Below are 16,030 nucleotides of genomic sequence, written 5' to 3'. Positions count from 1 at the left end.
TGGGATAGCCATAACAGATTTTGCACTGGACAAAAGTAAACGTAACAGGTAGCATTTTACATCTGTGGTTCTTAGGCGCAATCTTGACAAACCTTTTAGAACTATACGTCAAGCTGGGAGGATTAGTCCTGGTAGGTTTTATTCTGGGACGCAAACTACCTGTGACAGTTCCTACACGTTTGGGACTGTTTCTTTTTTGGGTGGGAGTACCCATCAGCATAGTATCGTTTTTGCGTCAATCTAGCTTGTCGGGGCAAATTTGGATTGCACCTGCCTTCGCTTACCTCGCTATTTTACTAGGAGCATTTTTAGCTTGGTTAGGAATTAAAGCACAAGCCTATTTTAAAAATACTGTCCCCCAACCACCAACTCAGGCTAGCTTGATATTAGCAGCAATGTTGGGTAATACAGGTTATCTTGGGTTTCCGATTACCTTAGCAATGGTAGGCAAGGAACACTTTGCTTGGGCGCTATTCTACGATTTGCTAGGTTCATTCCCCGGAACTTATGGCTTGGGTGTGTTGCTAGCAGCGCGTTTTGGCGGTGGTGTCCAGAATCATTGGCAGACTGCTAGGGCCATCTTAATTAATCCTGCGCTGTGGGGTTTCGGATTTGGCTTGCTGTTTCGGCAGGTGACAATTCCCACAGTTGCGGAATTCTGGTTAGAGAAATTTGCTTGGAGTAGTGTAGCTTTATCCCTGCTGTTAATTGGAATGCGACTGGCGCTGCTCAAATCTTGGCGTAGTTTACCACAAGTAGGCATGAGCTTGGGAATCAAAATGCTGCTAGTTCCCTTGATATTGGGGAGTATGTTACCACTGTTTGGAATAACTGGGGCGATCGCAAAGGTAATTGTCTTACAAATGGCCATGCCTCCAGCTTTTGCCACACTGGTAATTGCTGAGGCATTCAATCTCGATCGCGATTTGGCAGTTACAGCCTTAGCGGCTGGGGCTATACTATTGCTGGTTACTCTCCCAGTTTGGCTGTGGCTATTTTGATTGTCTCTTGAGAGTTCACAAAGTCTCCTAATCTAGCTCATTTTCATTTTCGTGAATTTGTATATGTAATAGTTCATCAAGAAGCCCTTGTTTAAAGATTTCGGAAGCTATTTCCCTAGCTTCCTTAATTTCTGTATCTGATAATCCAGATATATCTTCATCTGCAATTACTTTAGCTGCCTCTATTTTAACATACTCCCAGTACAAGAGCTTTCTATTTAGTTTTGTAGTCATTAATTTTCCCTGAGGCTGTTTACCATAATAAAAAATACCTTGCTATCTCTGCTTTTAAATTAAGCTTTCTGAACAATTTAGAATAGCTTCTACCAATTTTATGTGAGCCTGTATAGAAGCGTTTTAGTGCTGTTAGTCATAATGCTCAAACCATGCTTAAAATGAGTCAATTAGTCATTAGATAACTAGTTTATAAGTATTATGCATTCTGTACTGGATGCTGCCCATAATATGGCAAAGCCTCTGACCAATTAGGACACTTGCCCTCTTGCCAATCGAGATTAGCTAATTCCAAAATACTTGTCACGGTCGCTGCTAACCCAGATTGAGCTTGAATTAACTGATAATTAGTGTTCCAATTCACTAAAGTTTCCTGCCACGCTTCTGGTGTGAATACTCTATCTGACAAACACACTTTTAGTTTAGAAGCATCTGGCTCAAACTGATAAATAGCAGCAAAAATTTGACCTCGTTGTGCTGGCATTTCCACAGCAATAGTTTTTTGATTTTGACTTTTGCTTGTTTCTGACCAAGCTACGGCAGCCAAAGTTGAAATCGCAAATACAGGAATATGTAACTGTTGCCCTAAAGTTCGAGCAGTGACAACACCAATTCGAGTTCCTGTAAAGCCGCCGGGGCCTTTTGCAACTGCAATAAAAGACAAATCTGCCCAAGTTTGCGGTTTGATAAATTCAATTAAATATTGATGCACTAAGCTAGATAAATCACGCCCCAAATTCCAAACTTGAGAGCGATTTTCACCTGCAAAATTACTAATTGCCAAACCCAATTCGGGAGTGGTGGTATGTAGTGCTAAAGCGTATTTATTTATTGCTAGGTCTTCTAGTTCCGTTGTCAAAGTTACTTAAAATATCTATTTTTATAAAGTTAACGTGATTTATTTAAGCATATAACGTAGTGGTTATTAATTGAAAAACTACACAGTAATAATCAGCCAAACAGTCTTGTTACAAGGCTTGTGAGAGCTAATGCTGTTGACTTTCCTGCGATCGCTTTCCTGACATCTCCTCCCTATACCATGAATTCGCTGATAAATGAAATCTCATTACAGTAGTTTTCATGTATTTGAAGCACATCTGACGTAAGGGCACAGCATTGCTGTGCCCCTACCGCCTGTCTATTTACCTGAAAATAGCTGTAAGATACACCAATCATTTTCTGTCAAGTGGGCACTAATTCACCAGGACGCAACTTCGACCACTTACCCGTTTCTCGCTTAAAGCTCAGACAACCAACAACATCCCATTCCATTTCAATTACATCATCTTTAGTCCGAATGTTGACATTGATAGAAGGTTCATTCGGATCAAAATTTGGTGTTTCGGTCAAGTGAGGCTGTTGGTGCTGCCCTTCTACGGCATGATAGGTAACACAGCTGTCTACATAGTGGCAATTCACGCAAATACACATAATAGAACCAACTCCAGGGGCCTTTATTGTTAATCTAACTTAAGCCCAACTGTTATTCATGAGTTGCTGGGTTGATTTTTATTACAATGCTTGAATCGATTCCTTCTACTCTAGCTCCCGAAAATTGGCCTTTTAGTTTGGAATTCTTGCCACAACCAGCTTACATGGTAGGTGGCGCTGTCCGAGATGCTATCCTTGGCAGAACTCGTGAATATCTGGATCTAGATTTTGTTATACCATCAAAGGCGGTAAAGGTAGCGAGAGCGATCGCTCATCATTACAAAGCTGGTTTTGTGTTACTTGATGCAGAACGACAAATTGCGCGTGTAGTTTTTACCCACGCTACGGCTGACTTTGCCCAACAAGAAGGAGATAGTATAGAAGTTGATTTGCACAGACGGGATTTTACAGTAAATGCGATCGCTTATAATCCCCATACCCAAGAAATCATCGATCCTCTGCAAGGTTATGCAGATTTACAACAGGGCATTTTGCGAATGGTATCACCTGCAAACCTAGAAGATGACCCTTTACGGTTAATGCGAGGTTATCGCCAAGCTGCCCAACTAGGTTTTACTATTGAGCCAGCTACCCAAGCCGCAATTCGTTCTTTGGCATCACATATCAGCAAAGTTGCAGCCGAACGAGTTAGGGTAGAAATTGGGTATCTACTGGCAAATTCTCAGGGTACTCCTTGGATTACGAGTGCTTGGCAAGATGGTTTACTTAACCCTTTCTTCAAAAATGCCACCCGTGAAAGCTTGATAAAACTAGCAGCAGTTGACGAAGCAGCTGCCTTACTTACAGAAAATTGGCAACAATTAGGGGCACAACTGCAAGAATATGTCCGCGATAGTGTTAAAACTACTTGGTTAGGTATTGCAAAACTTGCTTGTCTTGTGAACCCAAATCCAGAGTTAGCAGAAATAGAACTACAAGAACTAACTTATAGTCGTGCCGAAATTCGGGGTGTAACCACTGCCTTGAAAGTGTTACCGCAGCTTCAAGTAGTCGATATGTCTTTGCGAGAACAATATTTTTTCTTTCATGACGCAGATATTGTGTTTCCCGCTATGACAGTCTTAGCTGTAGCACTTGATATTTTGGTAGAGGCGATGTCTGGTGACAAGCCACTACACACAGCAGTGGAAACCAAAGCAAAACGCTGCCAACTTTTAGCACCTTTGATAAACCGCTACCTGAACCCTGATGATCTGGTCGCTCATCCCACTCCACTAGTGAGCGGGAAGGAGTTGATTATAGCATTAGATATTCCAGCTTCGCCAATTATCGGGCAATTGTTGAGAGAAATTGGTGTAGCACAAGCTGAGGGGAAAGTTTCAACAGCAACAGAGGCGATCGCTTATGCACGTCAGTTATCTAAACTACCCCACTTGCCTAGCGGCTGAGGTGCGATTCGCCTCTGTTGCCCTGAGAATATCAAATAACGTTAGTTGCACCAACCGCCATAACTTCAGACCATTGACTCACATGGTTGTCATCTAAAACCGCTCGGACTCGATAACCAAGCTGAATTTTATGCGTCAGCAAGATTAATTCACGGTTGAGAAGTCCAAGTGATTTTTGGTTTTCATTAGATGCAGCTTGTATACGAAAGCAGCGATCGCTTTGACGTCGCAATTTTGGAGACTTGCCTTCCATAAGCACCGCTTGTAGTTCGTATTCTTTAGCTTCGGGATATGGTTGCCAACAAAGTTGCCAGTAAGTTGACCAGCGAATTAACTCTGTAGGTAATTCCTTGACCTCATCCGACAATGTAGAAGTAAGTCCGGTGACTGGAGGTTCTACCACCTGAAGCTGATTGGAAGTGATGTCAGCATTTATAGGGTCTATAAATCCAGGTTTCCCAACCTTCTGTGCGGCTATAGATGAACCGTCATCAAGACTTAGCATCAGTCCGAATATCAAAGTAAACAGCAAAATCAATCGTAGGCATTGTAATTGCACTAGCGGCAAGATTTTCAGATTCATCTAGACCTCCAGGAGACCCCCACTGTATTCGTACCCGAATCAGTGGCGGGAGGAATGGAGGGTGAATTACGAAACGTTCCTTGAATGCCTTTGAGCGAATGCGAAAACAATGAGAGGAACAGTTGAGTAATTCCCAATTTCTTGGGTTTAAGTGGCATACGAGTAACCATCTTTTGCATGAATACGTTTACAAAATTTGTGGGATATTCCTTGAATCAATCCGTTCTTGGTTGAAATATTGAAACTACCTGACGAACGAATAGCGACTTTTCCAACATAAGTACCAATTTTTTTACCAGTGGTAACGACTGCTTTTACGATGTCGCCAGTTTGAAAGCCAAAATGTATTTTTTCTCTAGGTACGTGCCGATTTGGAAAACCGAACTTATCGGTTCTACATGACTGCCTAGAACCGTGACCGAAAGCTTGGATTAGCAATGGTTCAATACCTTTAATAATCAACACTGGCGTTGATTTACCGACACACGCCGCATCTAACCAGTGAGTTTTTCCAAGCATTTGTTGACTGCGATTAAATTTAGTTAAACCACCGGAACCAGTTTCTACTGGTAGTCCAGTTGATTTTAATACGTTCAGCAACGCAAACCTGGTTGTGTTTACTGCTGCGGCATCTGCCAATGTTTTTTTAGCTTGCGCCAAGATTTTTGTTAATTTAGATGGGTCAAGTTTAAGAAAATCTTTAATATCCTTAGTCCCTTTTTTTGTGTTGCATTTTTCGCAGCTCAAGGCAAGGTTTGTGATTGAATTACTGCCTCCTTTGGCTCTTGGGTGAATGTGTTCTATCTGCAAAGGTGCGTCTTTAACTCCACAGTAAGCGCACTGTCTACCCCACTTTTCAAGTAGATATTCTCTAGTTTCGTAGCCAGCAAGAGTACCTTGTTGATACTCCTTACCTTCGATATCTGGGTTACGCATTAACTGCATATCAAACCGTACTAGTTCTTGACTGATAGCCGTAATTGGTGCAAATCGACGCAGTTTCTCAACGAGCGTTTTGATATTATCAACTCGACTTTGCAAACTAGGTGCTAACCATCCTTCTGGACGGGTTCTATTCAAAAATCTAGGTTTACGATATCTGGTTTTCCTAGCGCGTCTACCACGCCTTAATTGTCTCCTTGAGGTAAGAGCGTCTCTAATTGCAAAACCTCTATGATTCAATTCAGAAGCAAATACAACCTCTCCGGTTGAGTCGCTAACTAGTGCAATTCCAGTTACTTTTGCACCAGGATCAACCTTTAACCTGAGTGGTGATACAGGAACTTCTGGAAGTGATTCAGCAAGAATTAATGTGAATGGGAATTTTCTATAAATTGCTGCTTTTTTGCTTGTTAGTAATTGCCTCGCTTGCGCTGGATGAATTGGATTTAGTGGTCGTTTCTCGGAATCAATTACAAATATTTTGGACATTTCTGCCCCTCCTTTCGGGTAAAGTTAGCCTGGACAATGATTTAAAGGCTTTTTACGCTAACAGCACTGATTCAAACCCAATGATTCTGTTTAACTGCTAACCTCAGAGCTACAAACTGGCTGCGTATTCGTAGGTGAGATGACCTAAAAATCGTAGTACTCAAGGTACTTAGTCGGGTAAACTCGCTTGCTTTAAAGCCCCCACCATATTGCTCTTAGCAATTGGTGGTGGGTAGTTTACAATTATGCAAAAGTTATTGCTTAAGTAAGTCGGTGAGAATAAATCAAACTAGATTAAGTAATGTAAAAAATCTTGAAACTAGTTAGTAGTGAGGACTTTAGTCCTCATAATAGGACTAAAGTCCTCACTACTAACCTTGAATTATTCACGCCGCTCTACTTACCACTCCACAGATGAAATCGTTTTGCCGTTGTCAGCATAGATTGTTCGAGAACCGATAGCCGTTCTCGGAGCTACTGTAGAATTAAAGACTGCGCTTTTTTGCCCAAGTGCTGATCTCCTGCCAATGATTGAGCGGAATACAACAGAGTTCGGTGCTAGCCCTACGGAATCATCTATCCTGGTTTCAGGGCCATTAGCAACACCATTGACAACCTGTCTACCGCCATGAACTAGAACACGACGCCCATAGCCAATATTATCACCAAGAGTCAGGCTAGTTGTTGTTAAAGCGTGAAAGACAACATCGTTTGCCATACCAGCAATTTCCCCAACATTAAAAGGTTGACCCTCATCAGCACGCAGGGAAATTCTATTACCTATTTTGTTAGAGAGGGTTGCTAAAGAATCTTCTAGAACCACATTGCCAATGATGCGGTTACGGAAGCTCGGATTGCGAGTTACAACCCCACCTATCTGCGGCAGACCTCCGGGGTTAAAAGATGTGACTGGAGCGTAATTTATGCCTTGTACATTTGACAAGTCTGCTCTGGCCAATTCTGTGTAACCTTTGGCCAATGCATCATTGACTTCAATGATGCCTTCGAGCAATGCAACGTCGGCTTCTGTCAGGTTTGCCACTTTCCCTAAACTACCGCTAGTAGCTTCTAGGTTCGTTGTGACGTTTTTACCTGGCAGGACAACTTTACCAGCAGGTAAGGTAACACCAGGGCCAACCCGCGAGAGAAAGTTGACTACCGTGTTTCTTTCTATAGTTGCACCATCTATTTCACAGTTGAAGCTGAGAAATGTCTCTGGAATATCATTGTTGAACTGAGTATGGGTAATCGGGTCGCTAAAAGGCCCGGTTGAGCCTTGAGTCCCGATTTTGGCTGCACCTTTGATAGTGGCCATGTGTGCCATAATTACTCGCGGCCCAATATCCACTCCCGTTCCCGAAGCTATAATTCTCACTTGGTCTTGGACGTTAGAATCTTCCGCGATCCTAATGGGGGCAATAGTAGCGTTTAACTGGGCAAATGGCGCTACGTAGACTTTTTCACCGAAGCGAATATTTCTTGGATTGATGATTCTCGCAGTTGGATCAAGAAAACTAGCTGACTCTGACGGTGCTGTGCTTGGGCATACAGGTAGGTTATGTAAAGTTGGATTACACCCTCCAAAAGAAGCAACTGCGGGTTGCTTATGCACCTGTGTACCTATGACAAGTGCTAGGATAATTGCAGCTAAGGCGCTAAAAATTGCGCGAGGTTTGAACATAAAAAACTCCTCACGGTGTTTGAAATATTTGGCTATGGCAGAATCGGAGCTAAACCAATTCGCAATTCGCAATTCGCAATTCGCAATTACGTTTTGTGACGGGGATTTAGACCTCTACATAAAACGCGCTGTCTGTAGAGACAGGGGACTTAAACCCCCCAAAGTTTGTTAACGAGTTAGAGATATAGTCAGGTGGGGAGCAGCGCAGGAATTACCAAAAAATCACAATTCCTTACTCTTGATTCTCAAGATAAGTCTACTCAGAACTTTTTTTAGCCAAAGGTCTAAGCATTCCAAAAATCCGCCAAGTTGAAAAATTTTAGTGGGCTATAAAAGTCGAAGCTGTAACTGTCGTTGTTGCCGAAGCAACCGCCTCATTGTAGACTGTCTGCCAAGCTTCTGGCCCAGCAGTGGATTGTCCATAGACTTGTGTGCTAAACGCTAACGTTAAGCCAAGTGCAAGTAGACCGGATAATATCGTGCGACGTTTAAACATTATTCCTCCATACCTAATAGTTAACCAAGTTAGTTTGGCAAGGTATACCGAAAAGATAAAGGAATAAACCTTTAACTTTTCCTTCTGTCTATAAGCGTCAATTTTGGCTTGATGAAATATTATTGCTATCAACTAGCATTTAACTATACTACTACTTGCTGTTTAATGCTATAGCTTTTGATATTGATAAAAACTATGTTGAGCATAAGACTCTTACCCAAGATTAATGAGAAGGAGTCAGAAGACAGATTCAGAATACCCCATACGGAGAGACAGCAAAAAAAGATACCAGCCGTGTTTTAAAATTATTCGTTATAACAGGTGATCGGCTTTGCTAGTGCCTTGTTGCGATCGCTAAGTATAAAATCAGAAAGTCAAAGCTTATTTTGCTTGCGGAAAACACCAAAATGAGAAAGCAAAAGCTGCTTTTGAGTAAGTCAAAGCTTATTTTGCTTGCGGAAAACACTAAAATGAGTAAGTAAAAGCTGCTTTTGAGTAAGTCAAAGCTTATTTTGCTTGCGGAAAACACTAAAATGAGTAAGTAAAAGCTGCTTTTGAGTAAGTAAAAGCTGCTTTTGAGTAAGTAAAAGCTGCTTTTGAGTAAGTCGAATGGCATTTTTACTTAGTTCAATATGAATTTTAGTCTAGGCGATACCTTTCCTACGGAACGCTACGCTTAAAGGGACGACTCCAACAAGTGAAATCGTCCCTTTAAACTTATAAAAGTGAAATATTCTCTATCTGCTTACCCTTGCAGGTTCAACCCACTCATCCCAAGAGCTATCGTAGCCATCATAAGTAATTTTATAAAGGTTATTATAAACTTGTAAAACTTTCCCTGGATACCATTTACCTTTCCACAAAATTCTCACTGAATCTCCAACTTGAAATGATACCCGGAAGCGTGTAGTACCAACCCATTCATTCCAGGAACTATCATAACCATCATAAGTAATATAGCACTTATCATCATTAACCTTAAGTACCGTTGCTGGATACCATGCTTGCTTCCAAAGAACCTCAGCCTTTTGTCCCACAGAACAGGGTGTAGCAGCAAAAGCACTGGGAATCAATGTTCCTACCCAAGTTGCCATGAAGATGGCACTAAATAATACTTTGTTTTTCATCGTTTTTTATCTCTTCAAATAGTAAAGCCGAATTTTGATTATGATTGATGAAAATATTATAATTCAGAATTTACACCCCTCACCCTAAATCCCTCTCCCAAGCTTGGGAGAGGGACTTTGAAATTTGCTCCCCTTCTCTCAAAATTGGGAGAAGGGGTTGGGAGATGAGGGCTTTTGATTCATGCAAGAGACTCCATGAGTTGCACTCACAAGGAGCAATGAAAATTTCTTGTCTTTACTCCCTACTCCCTATTTTCAAGGCAGGTCTATTTTTTAATTCCCCGATCTAAATCTAATTTCATAAATTCCTACTAAACCTGCTGCTATTAGCAAAGGTAAGAAATAGTAGACTCCGCGATAAGCTAGCATTGATACCAAAATTGCCGCAGCCGAAACTTTAGATGAAAAAATCAGCAAAATTATAGTTTCAAATACTCCCAAACCACCGGGAACATTACTAACAACACCCGCAAACATTGCTAATAAGTAAATTTCTAAAAAGTCTAGATAGGACAAAGATATATTGGCAGGAAGTACCGCATAAAAAACTGCTGCTGCCAAAATCCAGTCAAAACTAGAAATTGCTATTTGAGCTAGGGATATTTTAAAGGAAGGAAATCGAAATTCTTGTCTCCGAATTATTAACGGTTGTTTAATAAAATTACTTCCTATTAAATAGATAGCAACTAATAACAGAAAAATCACGGCGATGAGACGCACAGAGGTAACATCAGCGCTAAAAGGAGAGAGACTTTGAATTTTCCCCCTTCTCACGACGAGTTGGGGGTTAGGGGGTTAGGTCAATCGTTGGCTTTTCCACATAACGTGAAAAGTCAGACACAACTTGTCCTTATTGTGATACAATTGTACTATAAAGAATATCCGGTGAGTATGCAACGCAAAGTTTACCAGGCGATGCCCAAAGTTTGTAGTAAATAAACGCGATATTAGTTAGTTCGTGAATGCAATCATGAACAGACAATAGTTGTGTCAATACGGTTCGGATAAGGTTTTTTGATGACACCCCCTAGATCCAAAGACGCGATAAATCGCCGTCTTTACAAGAATCAGTCCTTTGTCTTGACGGCAATTTATCGCGTCTCTTGCCTTAACCGAACCGTATTGATAGTTGTGTGGTATGTGCCAAATCTAGTATTTTGGCGTCAATTTATTGTGTGTTTGCCCTTCAATTTTCCACGGTTTAACAGGCTTTAAAAGATTCTTGACCTTTATATGGAAGGTAGCAATATGACGAATAATAAAATTTCTCTGGTAGAACTAATCCAAATTTTTGCACAATATCGCAACCATATTATCGTCAATATCAAGCACCTGCAAGAGCATTATCAAAGAACAGGTATCAAGCGCGTTAAAGGTGTGAGAGACGAAAATGGGGAACTGCTTCAGCCTTGGTTAAGAACAGAAAATATAGATAATGCTGAGTATGTTGGTATGGGCGAGTTTCACTTTAATCGCAATACTGCTACTATCAATATGCTTATCAAACGTCAAGTCAAACTTGCCAAATTGGAAGACCAAACCCCTACTATTGAGGTAGCAGGTTTGCTAGTAAATGACCTCAATAGCTTTAATAATTACACAATTGTCAGTGACGGTAAAATCAACGTAAAATCTTTATTAGTCAAAATCAGCAGTAAAAAAGCCTTTGACTTGCTCAAAGAAAAGGGTGTGTTGGATGCAGAAGATTTTGACTTCCGTGCTGAACATACCATTGAGTTAGATAACTTGCCGCTTGTAGCTGCAAATAGTCGTTACAGCAACATTGATGGACTATTCAATCAACTCGCAGAAATTAAAGTACTTACTAGTATTATTTCTGCTCACTTAAGAAAGGAGTCAGATGTATTTGTAGCAGGACAGTTAGATGAGTTTAAAAAGCACTATCTGTCTAAAAATGTTTATATCAACTTTCCTACAACGAATGAATACACAGACATCAATGAAGCTCTAGTTAATGGTACTCTTGACTCAAGATTGAGCTATAAAATTGATATCGGTAATCAAGATATTATTAACCTGAGTAAGTTTCATTCGGCTAACAAATTTCTGAATAGAATGTATCGTCTTTATGATAAGATTACTGGAGAAATTTTCATCAAGCCTAGTTTTGCGATCGCATTGAATGAAAATCTCGCTGTTCGGCATAGGCTACTATCATCACGCACCAAAATTACGAAAGTTGACGAGTTGATGAAACCAATTTTTGATGATTTTCTTGGGCTTGAGCAAAATGGTATAGTTGGGAATATTCTGGCCAAAGTTGGTGCTGATAATTTGGTACAGTTATTGCAGGATAAACAAGCTGGTAAGCAGATTATCAAAGAGGAAATGGTTGCAGCTTTGACGGCAGCGAATACCAAGCTAGAACAATATGCAGAAAAAATTTACCAAGACAAGATTTCTCCCTTAGTATTTTACATTGGTTGTACTGGAGTATTGCCAGAAGAAATGGAAGCAAAACCCATGACTGCCGAAGAAGCTGCTGCTAAATACCCAAATTTGCAATTATCAAAAGATGAGCAACAAGGTACTTTTTTTGCAGTTGGTGATAGTATTATCAGCATCTACGCTAAGACTGAATATTACAGCAAAAAGGTTGCTATCCTAAATCATTCCTGAACAACAAGATCCCCCACTGTTCAAAACAGTGGGGGATCTGTGGCTTTCAATTATTGCAAATCATATAGGATTGCTATATAAATAATCTATTTTTGCTTAAGAAGCTGGTCATTCTCCTCCAAGCGCTGACTGAATAACTAAATGAGCAATGCCACTAAGTCCAGTCCCAAATTCTGGAATTATAAAGCGAATCAGTTGCTTGAAATCAGCTTTTTCTCCCCATGATGATAGAAGTTCTCATCTATATCGGCTGCAAGGTATCGGAAAGCTTAGTTAAGCTGTTACGTATACAACTTGCATTATCAGGGCGGGCAGGATGCCCACCCCACAATCATCTTGAAAAAATATTAGTGCAAATTAAAGGCACAACAGCTTAGACAGTATTTATATAACAAAATACAAGATTTTGGTAATGCCCCATGCGTGTAATAACAAGCTCATTATATAGATGTTACTAAAACTACTACGTAAAACACATAGTGATTGTTCGTATATTTTTAAAATTAACTTTACTAACTTTTAGGAGCGTCAATTGCTTGTATAGCTCTAAAAATTCAATTAGTACCATTTAAGGGTGTAAACATTACAAGAGATAATACGTAACTTGCCTTAAAATTTTTGTATATAAAGTTATGTATTGCTAATGATTTCTTACATGTTTCAGCTTCATCAACCAATATTTGTTCATAACTGACGATAGGTTAATTCTCTGCTAGTTATTGCTTAGTTATATTGAATACTTTAAAAGTAAATATTATTTACTAAATAATTTAAAAATTAATACAATCATTAGACAGGATATTAACGGCTTATTGGTATTATTTTGATACACCAACGCAATGATGATGAACAACAATGGATGAAGATCAGCGGCGTTCTTATTGGCGTGCTAATACTGCCTTAATTCGTAATCTTTTAATTGTCTGGGCATTGGTTTCCCTAGTTTTTAGTATTTTGTTGGTTCAACCTTTGAATGCAATACGGTTTTTTGGCGTGCCCTTTGGCTTTTGGATGGCGCAACAAGGGTCAATCCTGGTATTTGTGGCCTTGATTTTCATTTATGCCTTCCAAATGGATAAGCTAGACCGCAAATACAATCTCAGCAAGCAAGACAACAAATACAATATCAAAAAGTGAGGAAAAACCGTGTCAGTTGAAATTTGGACTATTGTATTAGTTGGACTTTCCTTCCTCGCCTACATTTATATTGGTTGGCAATCACGAGTTGAAAATAGTAAAGACTTCTTTATAGCAGGTCAAGGGATACCTTCAATTGCTAATGGTGCGGCTACCGCCGCCGACTGGATGTCCGCAGCTTCGTTTATTTCAATGGCGGGGCTGATTTCTTTTTTGGGCTACGACGGTTCTATTTATTTAATGGGGTGGACTGGCGGCTATGTACTGCTGGCATTATTGTTGGCTCCTTACCTACGGAAATTCGGTAAGTATACAGTGCCAGATTTCGTAGGCGATCGCTACTACTCTAATATCGCTCGTCTGGTGGCAGTAGTTGCAGCCATTTTCGTCTCCCTCACCTACGTTGCTGGACAAATGCGGGGCGTGGGCATTGTTTTTAGCCGCTTCTTACAAGTAGATATCAATACAGGCGTAATCATCGGCATGGTGATTGTCGGCTTTTTCTCTGTATTGGGGGGGATGAAAGGCATTACCTGGACACAAGTAGCACAGTACTGTGTGTTGATTTTTGCTTACCTGATTCCAGCGATCGCGATCGCCTGGTTTCTCACTGGTAATCCTGTTCCCCAACTAGCATTTACCTTCAGTGATATTGGAGAAAAACTCAATCAAATTCAGGTTGACCTCGGGTTTAAACCGTATACTGAGCCATTTGTGAACAAGTCGATGCTAGATGTGCTGTTCACCACCATTGCTTTAATGGTAGGTACGGCTGGCTTACCTCATATCATCGTCCGGTTTTACACAGTTAAGAGTGTACGTGCAGCCCGTTTTTCTGCTGGTTGGGCACTACTATTTATTGCCATTCTTTATACAACTGCTCCAGCCCTGTCGATGTTTGCTCGCTACAACCTGATCGATTCCCTGCACAATCATACAGTTGCAGAAGTGCAGCAGCTAGACTGGGCGGCCAAGTGGGAAAAAACTAAACTGTTGGCTTTTGATGACATAAATAAGGATGGGCGTCTCCAGTTAACTCCAAATAAAGACACTAATGAAATAAAGATCGACCCAGATATCATTGTGCTTTCTACCCCAGAGGTAGCTAATCTGCCTCCGTGGGTGATTGGCTTAGTAGCGGCTGGCGGTTTGGCAGCTGCTTTGTCTACAGCATCAGGTTTATTGCTGGTAATTTCCAGTTCTATCGCCCACGATATCTACTACCGGATCATAGATTCATCAGCCTCAGAACAAAAACGGGTGTTTGTCGGGCGGATCATGGTAGGTTTTTCCCTTGTCCTCGCTGGATATTTTGGGGTGAATCCGCCAGGATTTGTTAGTCAGGTGGTGGCTTTTGCCTTTGGTTTAGCTGCTGCTAGTTTCTTCCCGGTGATTTTCCTGGGGATTTTTGACAAGCGCACCAATTCTGAAGGTGCGATCGCCGGTATGTTGACGGGTTTAATTTTTACGATAATCTACATTATCGGCGTCAAGTTTGGGGGTATGCAACCCTGGTTTTTTGGGGTTTCTCCCGAAGGAATTGGTACTTTGGGTATGCTAATTAACTTCGCAGTTACCCTAGTGGTTTCGCGCCTAACGCCACCTCCTCCAGCAGAAATTCAAGCGCTGGTAGAAGACCTCCGCAGCCCGATTATTGAAGAATAGGGAATAGGGAATAGGGAATAGGGCATTGGGTATTCATTGCTTATTTCTTTCCCTACCTCCCCTGCCATTGGTGTCAACTTAAGCTAAAAATCGCTTATCTGTTGGCTTCCACGCCCGCCCAGAAATAAATTTCAGCGGCTCCAAGCTAAAGTCTACTGAAGTAGACTAAAGATTTTTAGGAATATTTAGTCTACTTCAGTAGACTTTAGCTATAAGCAAGGAACTGAAGTTCCTTGCGGGACATGGCTTTTACGTTAAGTTGACACGCCTGCTCCCCTGCTCAAGAACAGCTCCCTCATCCCCCACTCCCCACTCCCCACTCCCCACTCCCTACTGTCCAAGTTCTTTAATGTTTTTTGTTACTTGTTCATATAAGTCGTTGTTACCTTGACTTTGAAAAATGCTTGCTGCTTGTTGTAAGTCCTTGAGTGCGCCCTGTTTGTCTCCATTGGTGGCGCGGGCATTTCCCCGGTTATTGTAGGCAGGGGCAAAGTTAGGATTGAGGCGAATGGCTTGATTGTAATCTGCGATCGCACCCTGTGGATCTCCATTGGCAGCACGGGCATTTCCTCGGTTATTATAAGCGATCGCATATTTGGGGTTGAGGAGAATTGCTTGATCGAGATCATCTAGCGCCCCTCTTTTTTCTCCCAAGGTGGCGCGGGCATTTCCCCGGTTATTGTAGGCTTCGGCGTAGTTGGGATTCAGGCGAATCGCTTCACTGTAATCTTTCACTGCTTCTCTGTTATTTCCTAGTGAGGCGCGGGCATTCCCCAGGTTATTGTAGGCTTCGGCGTCGTTAGGATCGATGTTAAGTGCTTGATTGTAATCTGCGATCGCTTTTTCCTTGTCTCCCAAATCAAAGTAAGCTAATCCCCGCCCGTTGTAGGCAGCGCCATATTGAGAATTTTGAGCAATTGCCTTACTGTATGATGCGATCGCAGCTTGTAAATCGCCGTTTAAATGCTGATTCTTTCCCTGAAGATAGAATTCCCCACCAAGGGAAGCTGTAGCTGAACGACGGCTAGGTTGACTAACTCCTATTTCTGTCACCAAAACATTGTCATTCTTACTACAAGAAACACTACTAATTGCTGTCAATGTAGTAAAAATCGCTATGGTAAATACTTGATTTACCCTTGTTCGCTTTTGTTTAAATAAACGCCGTCTCATAATTTAATATAAACTGCCATAA

General features: G+C 41.1%; 16 protein-coding genes. 6 read left to right on the top strand and 10 right to left on the bottom strand.

Annotation, left to right across the window (positions count from 1 at the left end; translation table 11 throughout):
* Positions 1–83 precede the first annotated feature (83 nt).
* A complete protein-coding gene (locus D1367_RS15770) occupies positions 84–1,001 on the top strand; it encodes an AEC family transporter (RefSeq protein WP_118171491.1) in 918 nt (305 codons plus the stop codon).
* Positions 1,002–1,028: 27 nt separating this feature from the next.
* Here the strand turns inward: D1367_RS15770 and D1367_RS15765 are convergent, their stop codons facing one another.
* The 3 genes from D1367_RS15765 to D1367_RS15755 all read right to left on the bottom strand — a co-directional run bounded on the left by D1367_RS15765 (position 1,029) and on the right by D1367_RS15755 (position 2,666).
* Positions 1,029–1,235 carry a hypothetical protein gene (locus D1367_RS15765; protein WP_118167285.1) on the bottom strand — a complete coding sequence of 69 codons (207 nt, stop codon included), beginning with the start codon at positions 1,233–1,235 and terminating at the stop codon, positions 1,029–1,031.
* Positions 1,236–1,434: 199 nt separating this feature from the next.
* Positions 1,435–2,094 (bottom strand): tRNA (adenosine(37)-N6)-threonylcarbamoyltransferase complex dimerization subunit type 1 TsaB, encoded by a 660-nt coding sequence (gene tsaB, locus D1367_RS15760; RefSeq protein ID WP_118167284.1) that lies wholly within the window; start codon positions 2,092–2,094, stop codon positions 1,435–1,437.
* 323 nt (positions 2,095–2,417) lie between these two features.
* Positions 2,418–2,666 carry a Ycf34 family protein gene (locus D1367_RS15755; protein ID WP_118167283.1) on the bottom strand — a complete coding sequence of 83 codons (249 nt, stop codon included), beginning with the start codon at positions 2,664–2,666 and terminating at the stop codon, positions 2,418–2,420.
* A gap of 86 nt (positions 2,667–2,752) precedes the next feature.
* Here D1367_RS15755 and D1367_RS15750 point away from each other — a divergent pair, with 86 nt between their 5' ends.
* Positions 2,753–4,075 (top strand): tRNA nucleotidyltransferase/poly(A) polymerase-related protein, encoded by a 1,323-nt coding sequence (locus tag D1367_RS15750; RefSeq protein ID WP_118167282.1) that lies wholly within the window; start codon positions 2,753–2,755, stop codon positions 4,073–4,075.
* Between the two features lie 31 nt (positions 4,076–4,106).
* On the opposite strand, the gene D1367_RS15745 is transcribed toward D1367_RS15750, so the two are convergent.
* The 6 genes from D1367_RS15745 to D1367_RS15715 all read right to left on the bottom strand — a co-directional run bounded on the left by D1367_RS15745 (position 4,107) and on the right by D1367_RS15715 (position 10,167).
* Positions 4,107–4,658 (bottom strand): hypothetical protein, encoded by a 552-nt coding sequence (locus tag D1367_RS15745; RefSeq protein WP_118167281.1) that lies wholly within the window; start codon positions 4,656–4,658, stop codon positions 4,107–4,109.
* 147 nt (positions 4,659–4,805) lie between these two features.
* Positions 4,806–6,089, bottom strand: a complete 1,284-nt coding sequence (iscB, locus tag D1367_RS15740) for an RNA-guided endonuclease IscB (RefSeq protein WP_118167280.1) — start codon at positions 6,087–6,089, stop codon at positions 4,806–4,808.
* 400 nt (positions 6,090–6,489) lie between these two features.
* Positions 6,490–7,770, bottom strand: a complete 1,281-nt coding sequence (locus D1367_RS15735) for an LbetaH domain-containing protein (protein WP_118167279.1) — start codon at positions 7,768–7,770, stop codon at positions 6,490–6,492.
* A gap of 319 nt (positions 7,771–8,089) precedes the next feature.
* Entirely contained in the window at positions 8,090–8,266 is a 177-nt protein-coding gene (locus tag D1367_RS15730) for a hypothetical protein (protein ID WP_225892231.1), read from the bottom strand.
* Between the two features lie 737 nt (positions 8,267–9,003).
* Positions 9,004–9,393, bottom strand: coding sequence for an agenet domain-containing protein (locus D1367_RS15720; RefSeq protein WP_118167277.1), 390 nt, complete (start codon positions 9,391–9,393; stop codon positions 9,004–9,006).
* A gap of 273 nt (positions 9,394–9,666) precedes the next feature.
* Positions 9,667–10,167, bottom strand: coding sequence for a lysylphosphatidylglycerol synthase domain-containing protein (locus tag D1367_RS15715; protein ID WP_228674857.1), 501 nt, complete (start codon positions 10,165–10,167; stop codon positions 9,667–9,669).
* Positions 10,168–10,410: 243 nt separating this feature from the next.
* On the opposite strand from D1367_RS15715, the gene D1367_RS30890 reads away from it, so the two are divergent.
* The 4 genes from D1367_RS30890 (at position 10,411) to D1367_RS15695 (ending at position 14,835) form a co-directional block, all read left to right on the top strand.
* A complete protein-coding gene (locus tag D1367_RS30890; protein WP_152589897.1) occupies positions 10,411–10,608 on the top strand; it encodes a hypothetical protein in 198 nt (65 codons plus the stop codon).
* A gap of 33 nt (positions 10,609–10,641) precedes the next feature.
* Positions 10,642–12,033: a hypothetical protein gene (locus D1367_RS15705; RefSeq protein ID WP_225892233.1), complete on the top strand. Its 1,392-nt coding sequence runs from the start codon at positions 10,642–10,644 to the stop codon at positions 12,031–12,033.
* 855 nt (positions 12,034–12,888) lie between these two features.
* Complete coding sequence (locus tag D1367_RS15700; protein ID WP_118167274.1) at positions 12,889–13,170, top strand: DUF4212 domain-containing protein; 282 nt, start codon at positions 12,889–12,891, stop codon at positions 13,168–13,170.
* 9 nt (positions 13,171–13,179) lie between these two features.
* A complete protein-coding gene (locus D1367_RS15695) occupies positions 13,180–14,835 on the top strand; it encodes a sodium:solute symporter family protein (protein ID WP_118167273.1) in 1,656 nt (551 codons plus the stop codon).
* A gap of 330 nt (positions 14,836–15,165) precedes the next feature.
* Here D1367_RS15695 and D1367_RS15690 read toward each other — a convergent pair whose 3' ends face one another.
* Complete coding sequence (locus tag D1367_RS15690) at positions 15,166–16,008, bottom strand: tetratricopeptide repeat protein (RefSeq protein ID WP_118167272.1); 843 nt, start codon at positions 16,006–16,008, stop codon at positions 15,166–15,168.
* Positions 16,009–16,030 lie beyond the last annotated feature (22 nt).

Source organism: Nostoc sphaeroides (assembly GCF_003443655.1).
In the GTDB taxonomy this organism is placed as follows: domain Bacteria; phylum Cyanobacteriota; class Cyanobacteriia; order Cyanobacteriales; family Nostocaceae; genus Nostoc; species Nostoc sphaeroides.
The sequence above is the reverse complement of the archived record's forward strand: the minus strand, read 5'-3'. Positions and strand labels throughout refer to the sequence as shown.

Excerpts from the sequence above, each read along its gene's own strand:
- D1367_RS15765 (WP_118167285.1), bottom strand. The coding sequence starts at position 1,235 with ATGACTACAAAACTAAATAGAAAGCTCTTGTACTGGGAGTATGTTAAA.
- D1367_RS15755 (WP_118167283.1), bottom strand. The coding sequence starts at position 2,666 with ATGTGTATTTGCGTGAATTGCCACTATGTAGACAGCTGTGTTACCTAT.
- D1367_RS15750 (WP_118167282.1), top strand. The coding sequence starts at position 2,753 with ATGCTTGAATCGATTCCTTCTACTCTAGCTCCCGAAAATTGGCCTTTT.
- D1367_RS15745 (WP_118167281.1), bottom strand. The coding sequence starts at position 4,658 with ATGAATCTGAAAATCTTGCCGCTAGTGCAATTACAATGCCTACGATTG.
- iscB (WP_118167280.1), bottom strand. The coding sequence starts at position 6,089 with ATGTCCAAAATATTTGTAATTGATTCCGAGAAACGACCACTAAATCCA.
- D1367_RS15735 (WP_118167279.1), bottom strand. The coding sequence starts at position 7,770 with ATGTTCAAACCTCGCGCAATTTTTAGCGCCTTAGCTGCAATTATCCTA.
- D1367_RS15730 (WP_225892231.1), bottom strand. The coding sequence starts at position 8,266 with ATGTTTAAACGTCGCACGATATTATCCGGTCTACTTGCACTTGGCTTA.
- D1367_RS15720 (WP_118167277.1), bottom strand. The coding sequence starts at position 9,393 with ATGAAAAACAAAGTATTATTTAGTGCCATCTTCATGGCAACTTGGGTA.
- D1367_RS30890 (WP_152589897.1), top strand. The coding sequence starts at position 10,411 with ATGACACCCCCTAGATCCAAAGACGCGATAAATCGCCGTCTTTACAAG.
- D1367_RS15705 (WP_225892233.1), top strand. The coding sequence starts at position 10,642 with ATGACGAATAATAAAATTTCTCTGGTAGAACTAATCCAAATTTTTGCA.
- D1367_RS15700 (WP_118167274.1), top strand. The coding sequence starts at position 12,889 with ATGGATGAAGATCAGCGGCGTTCTTATTGGCGTGCTAATACTGCCTTA.
- D1367_RS15690 (WP_118167272.1), bottom strand. The coding sequence starts at position 16,008 with ATGAGACGGCGTTTATTTAAACAAAAGCGAACAAGGGTAAATCAAGTA.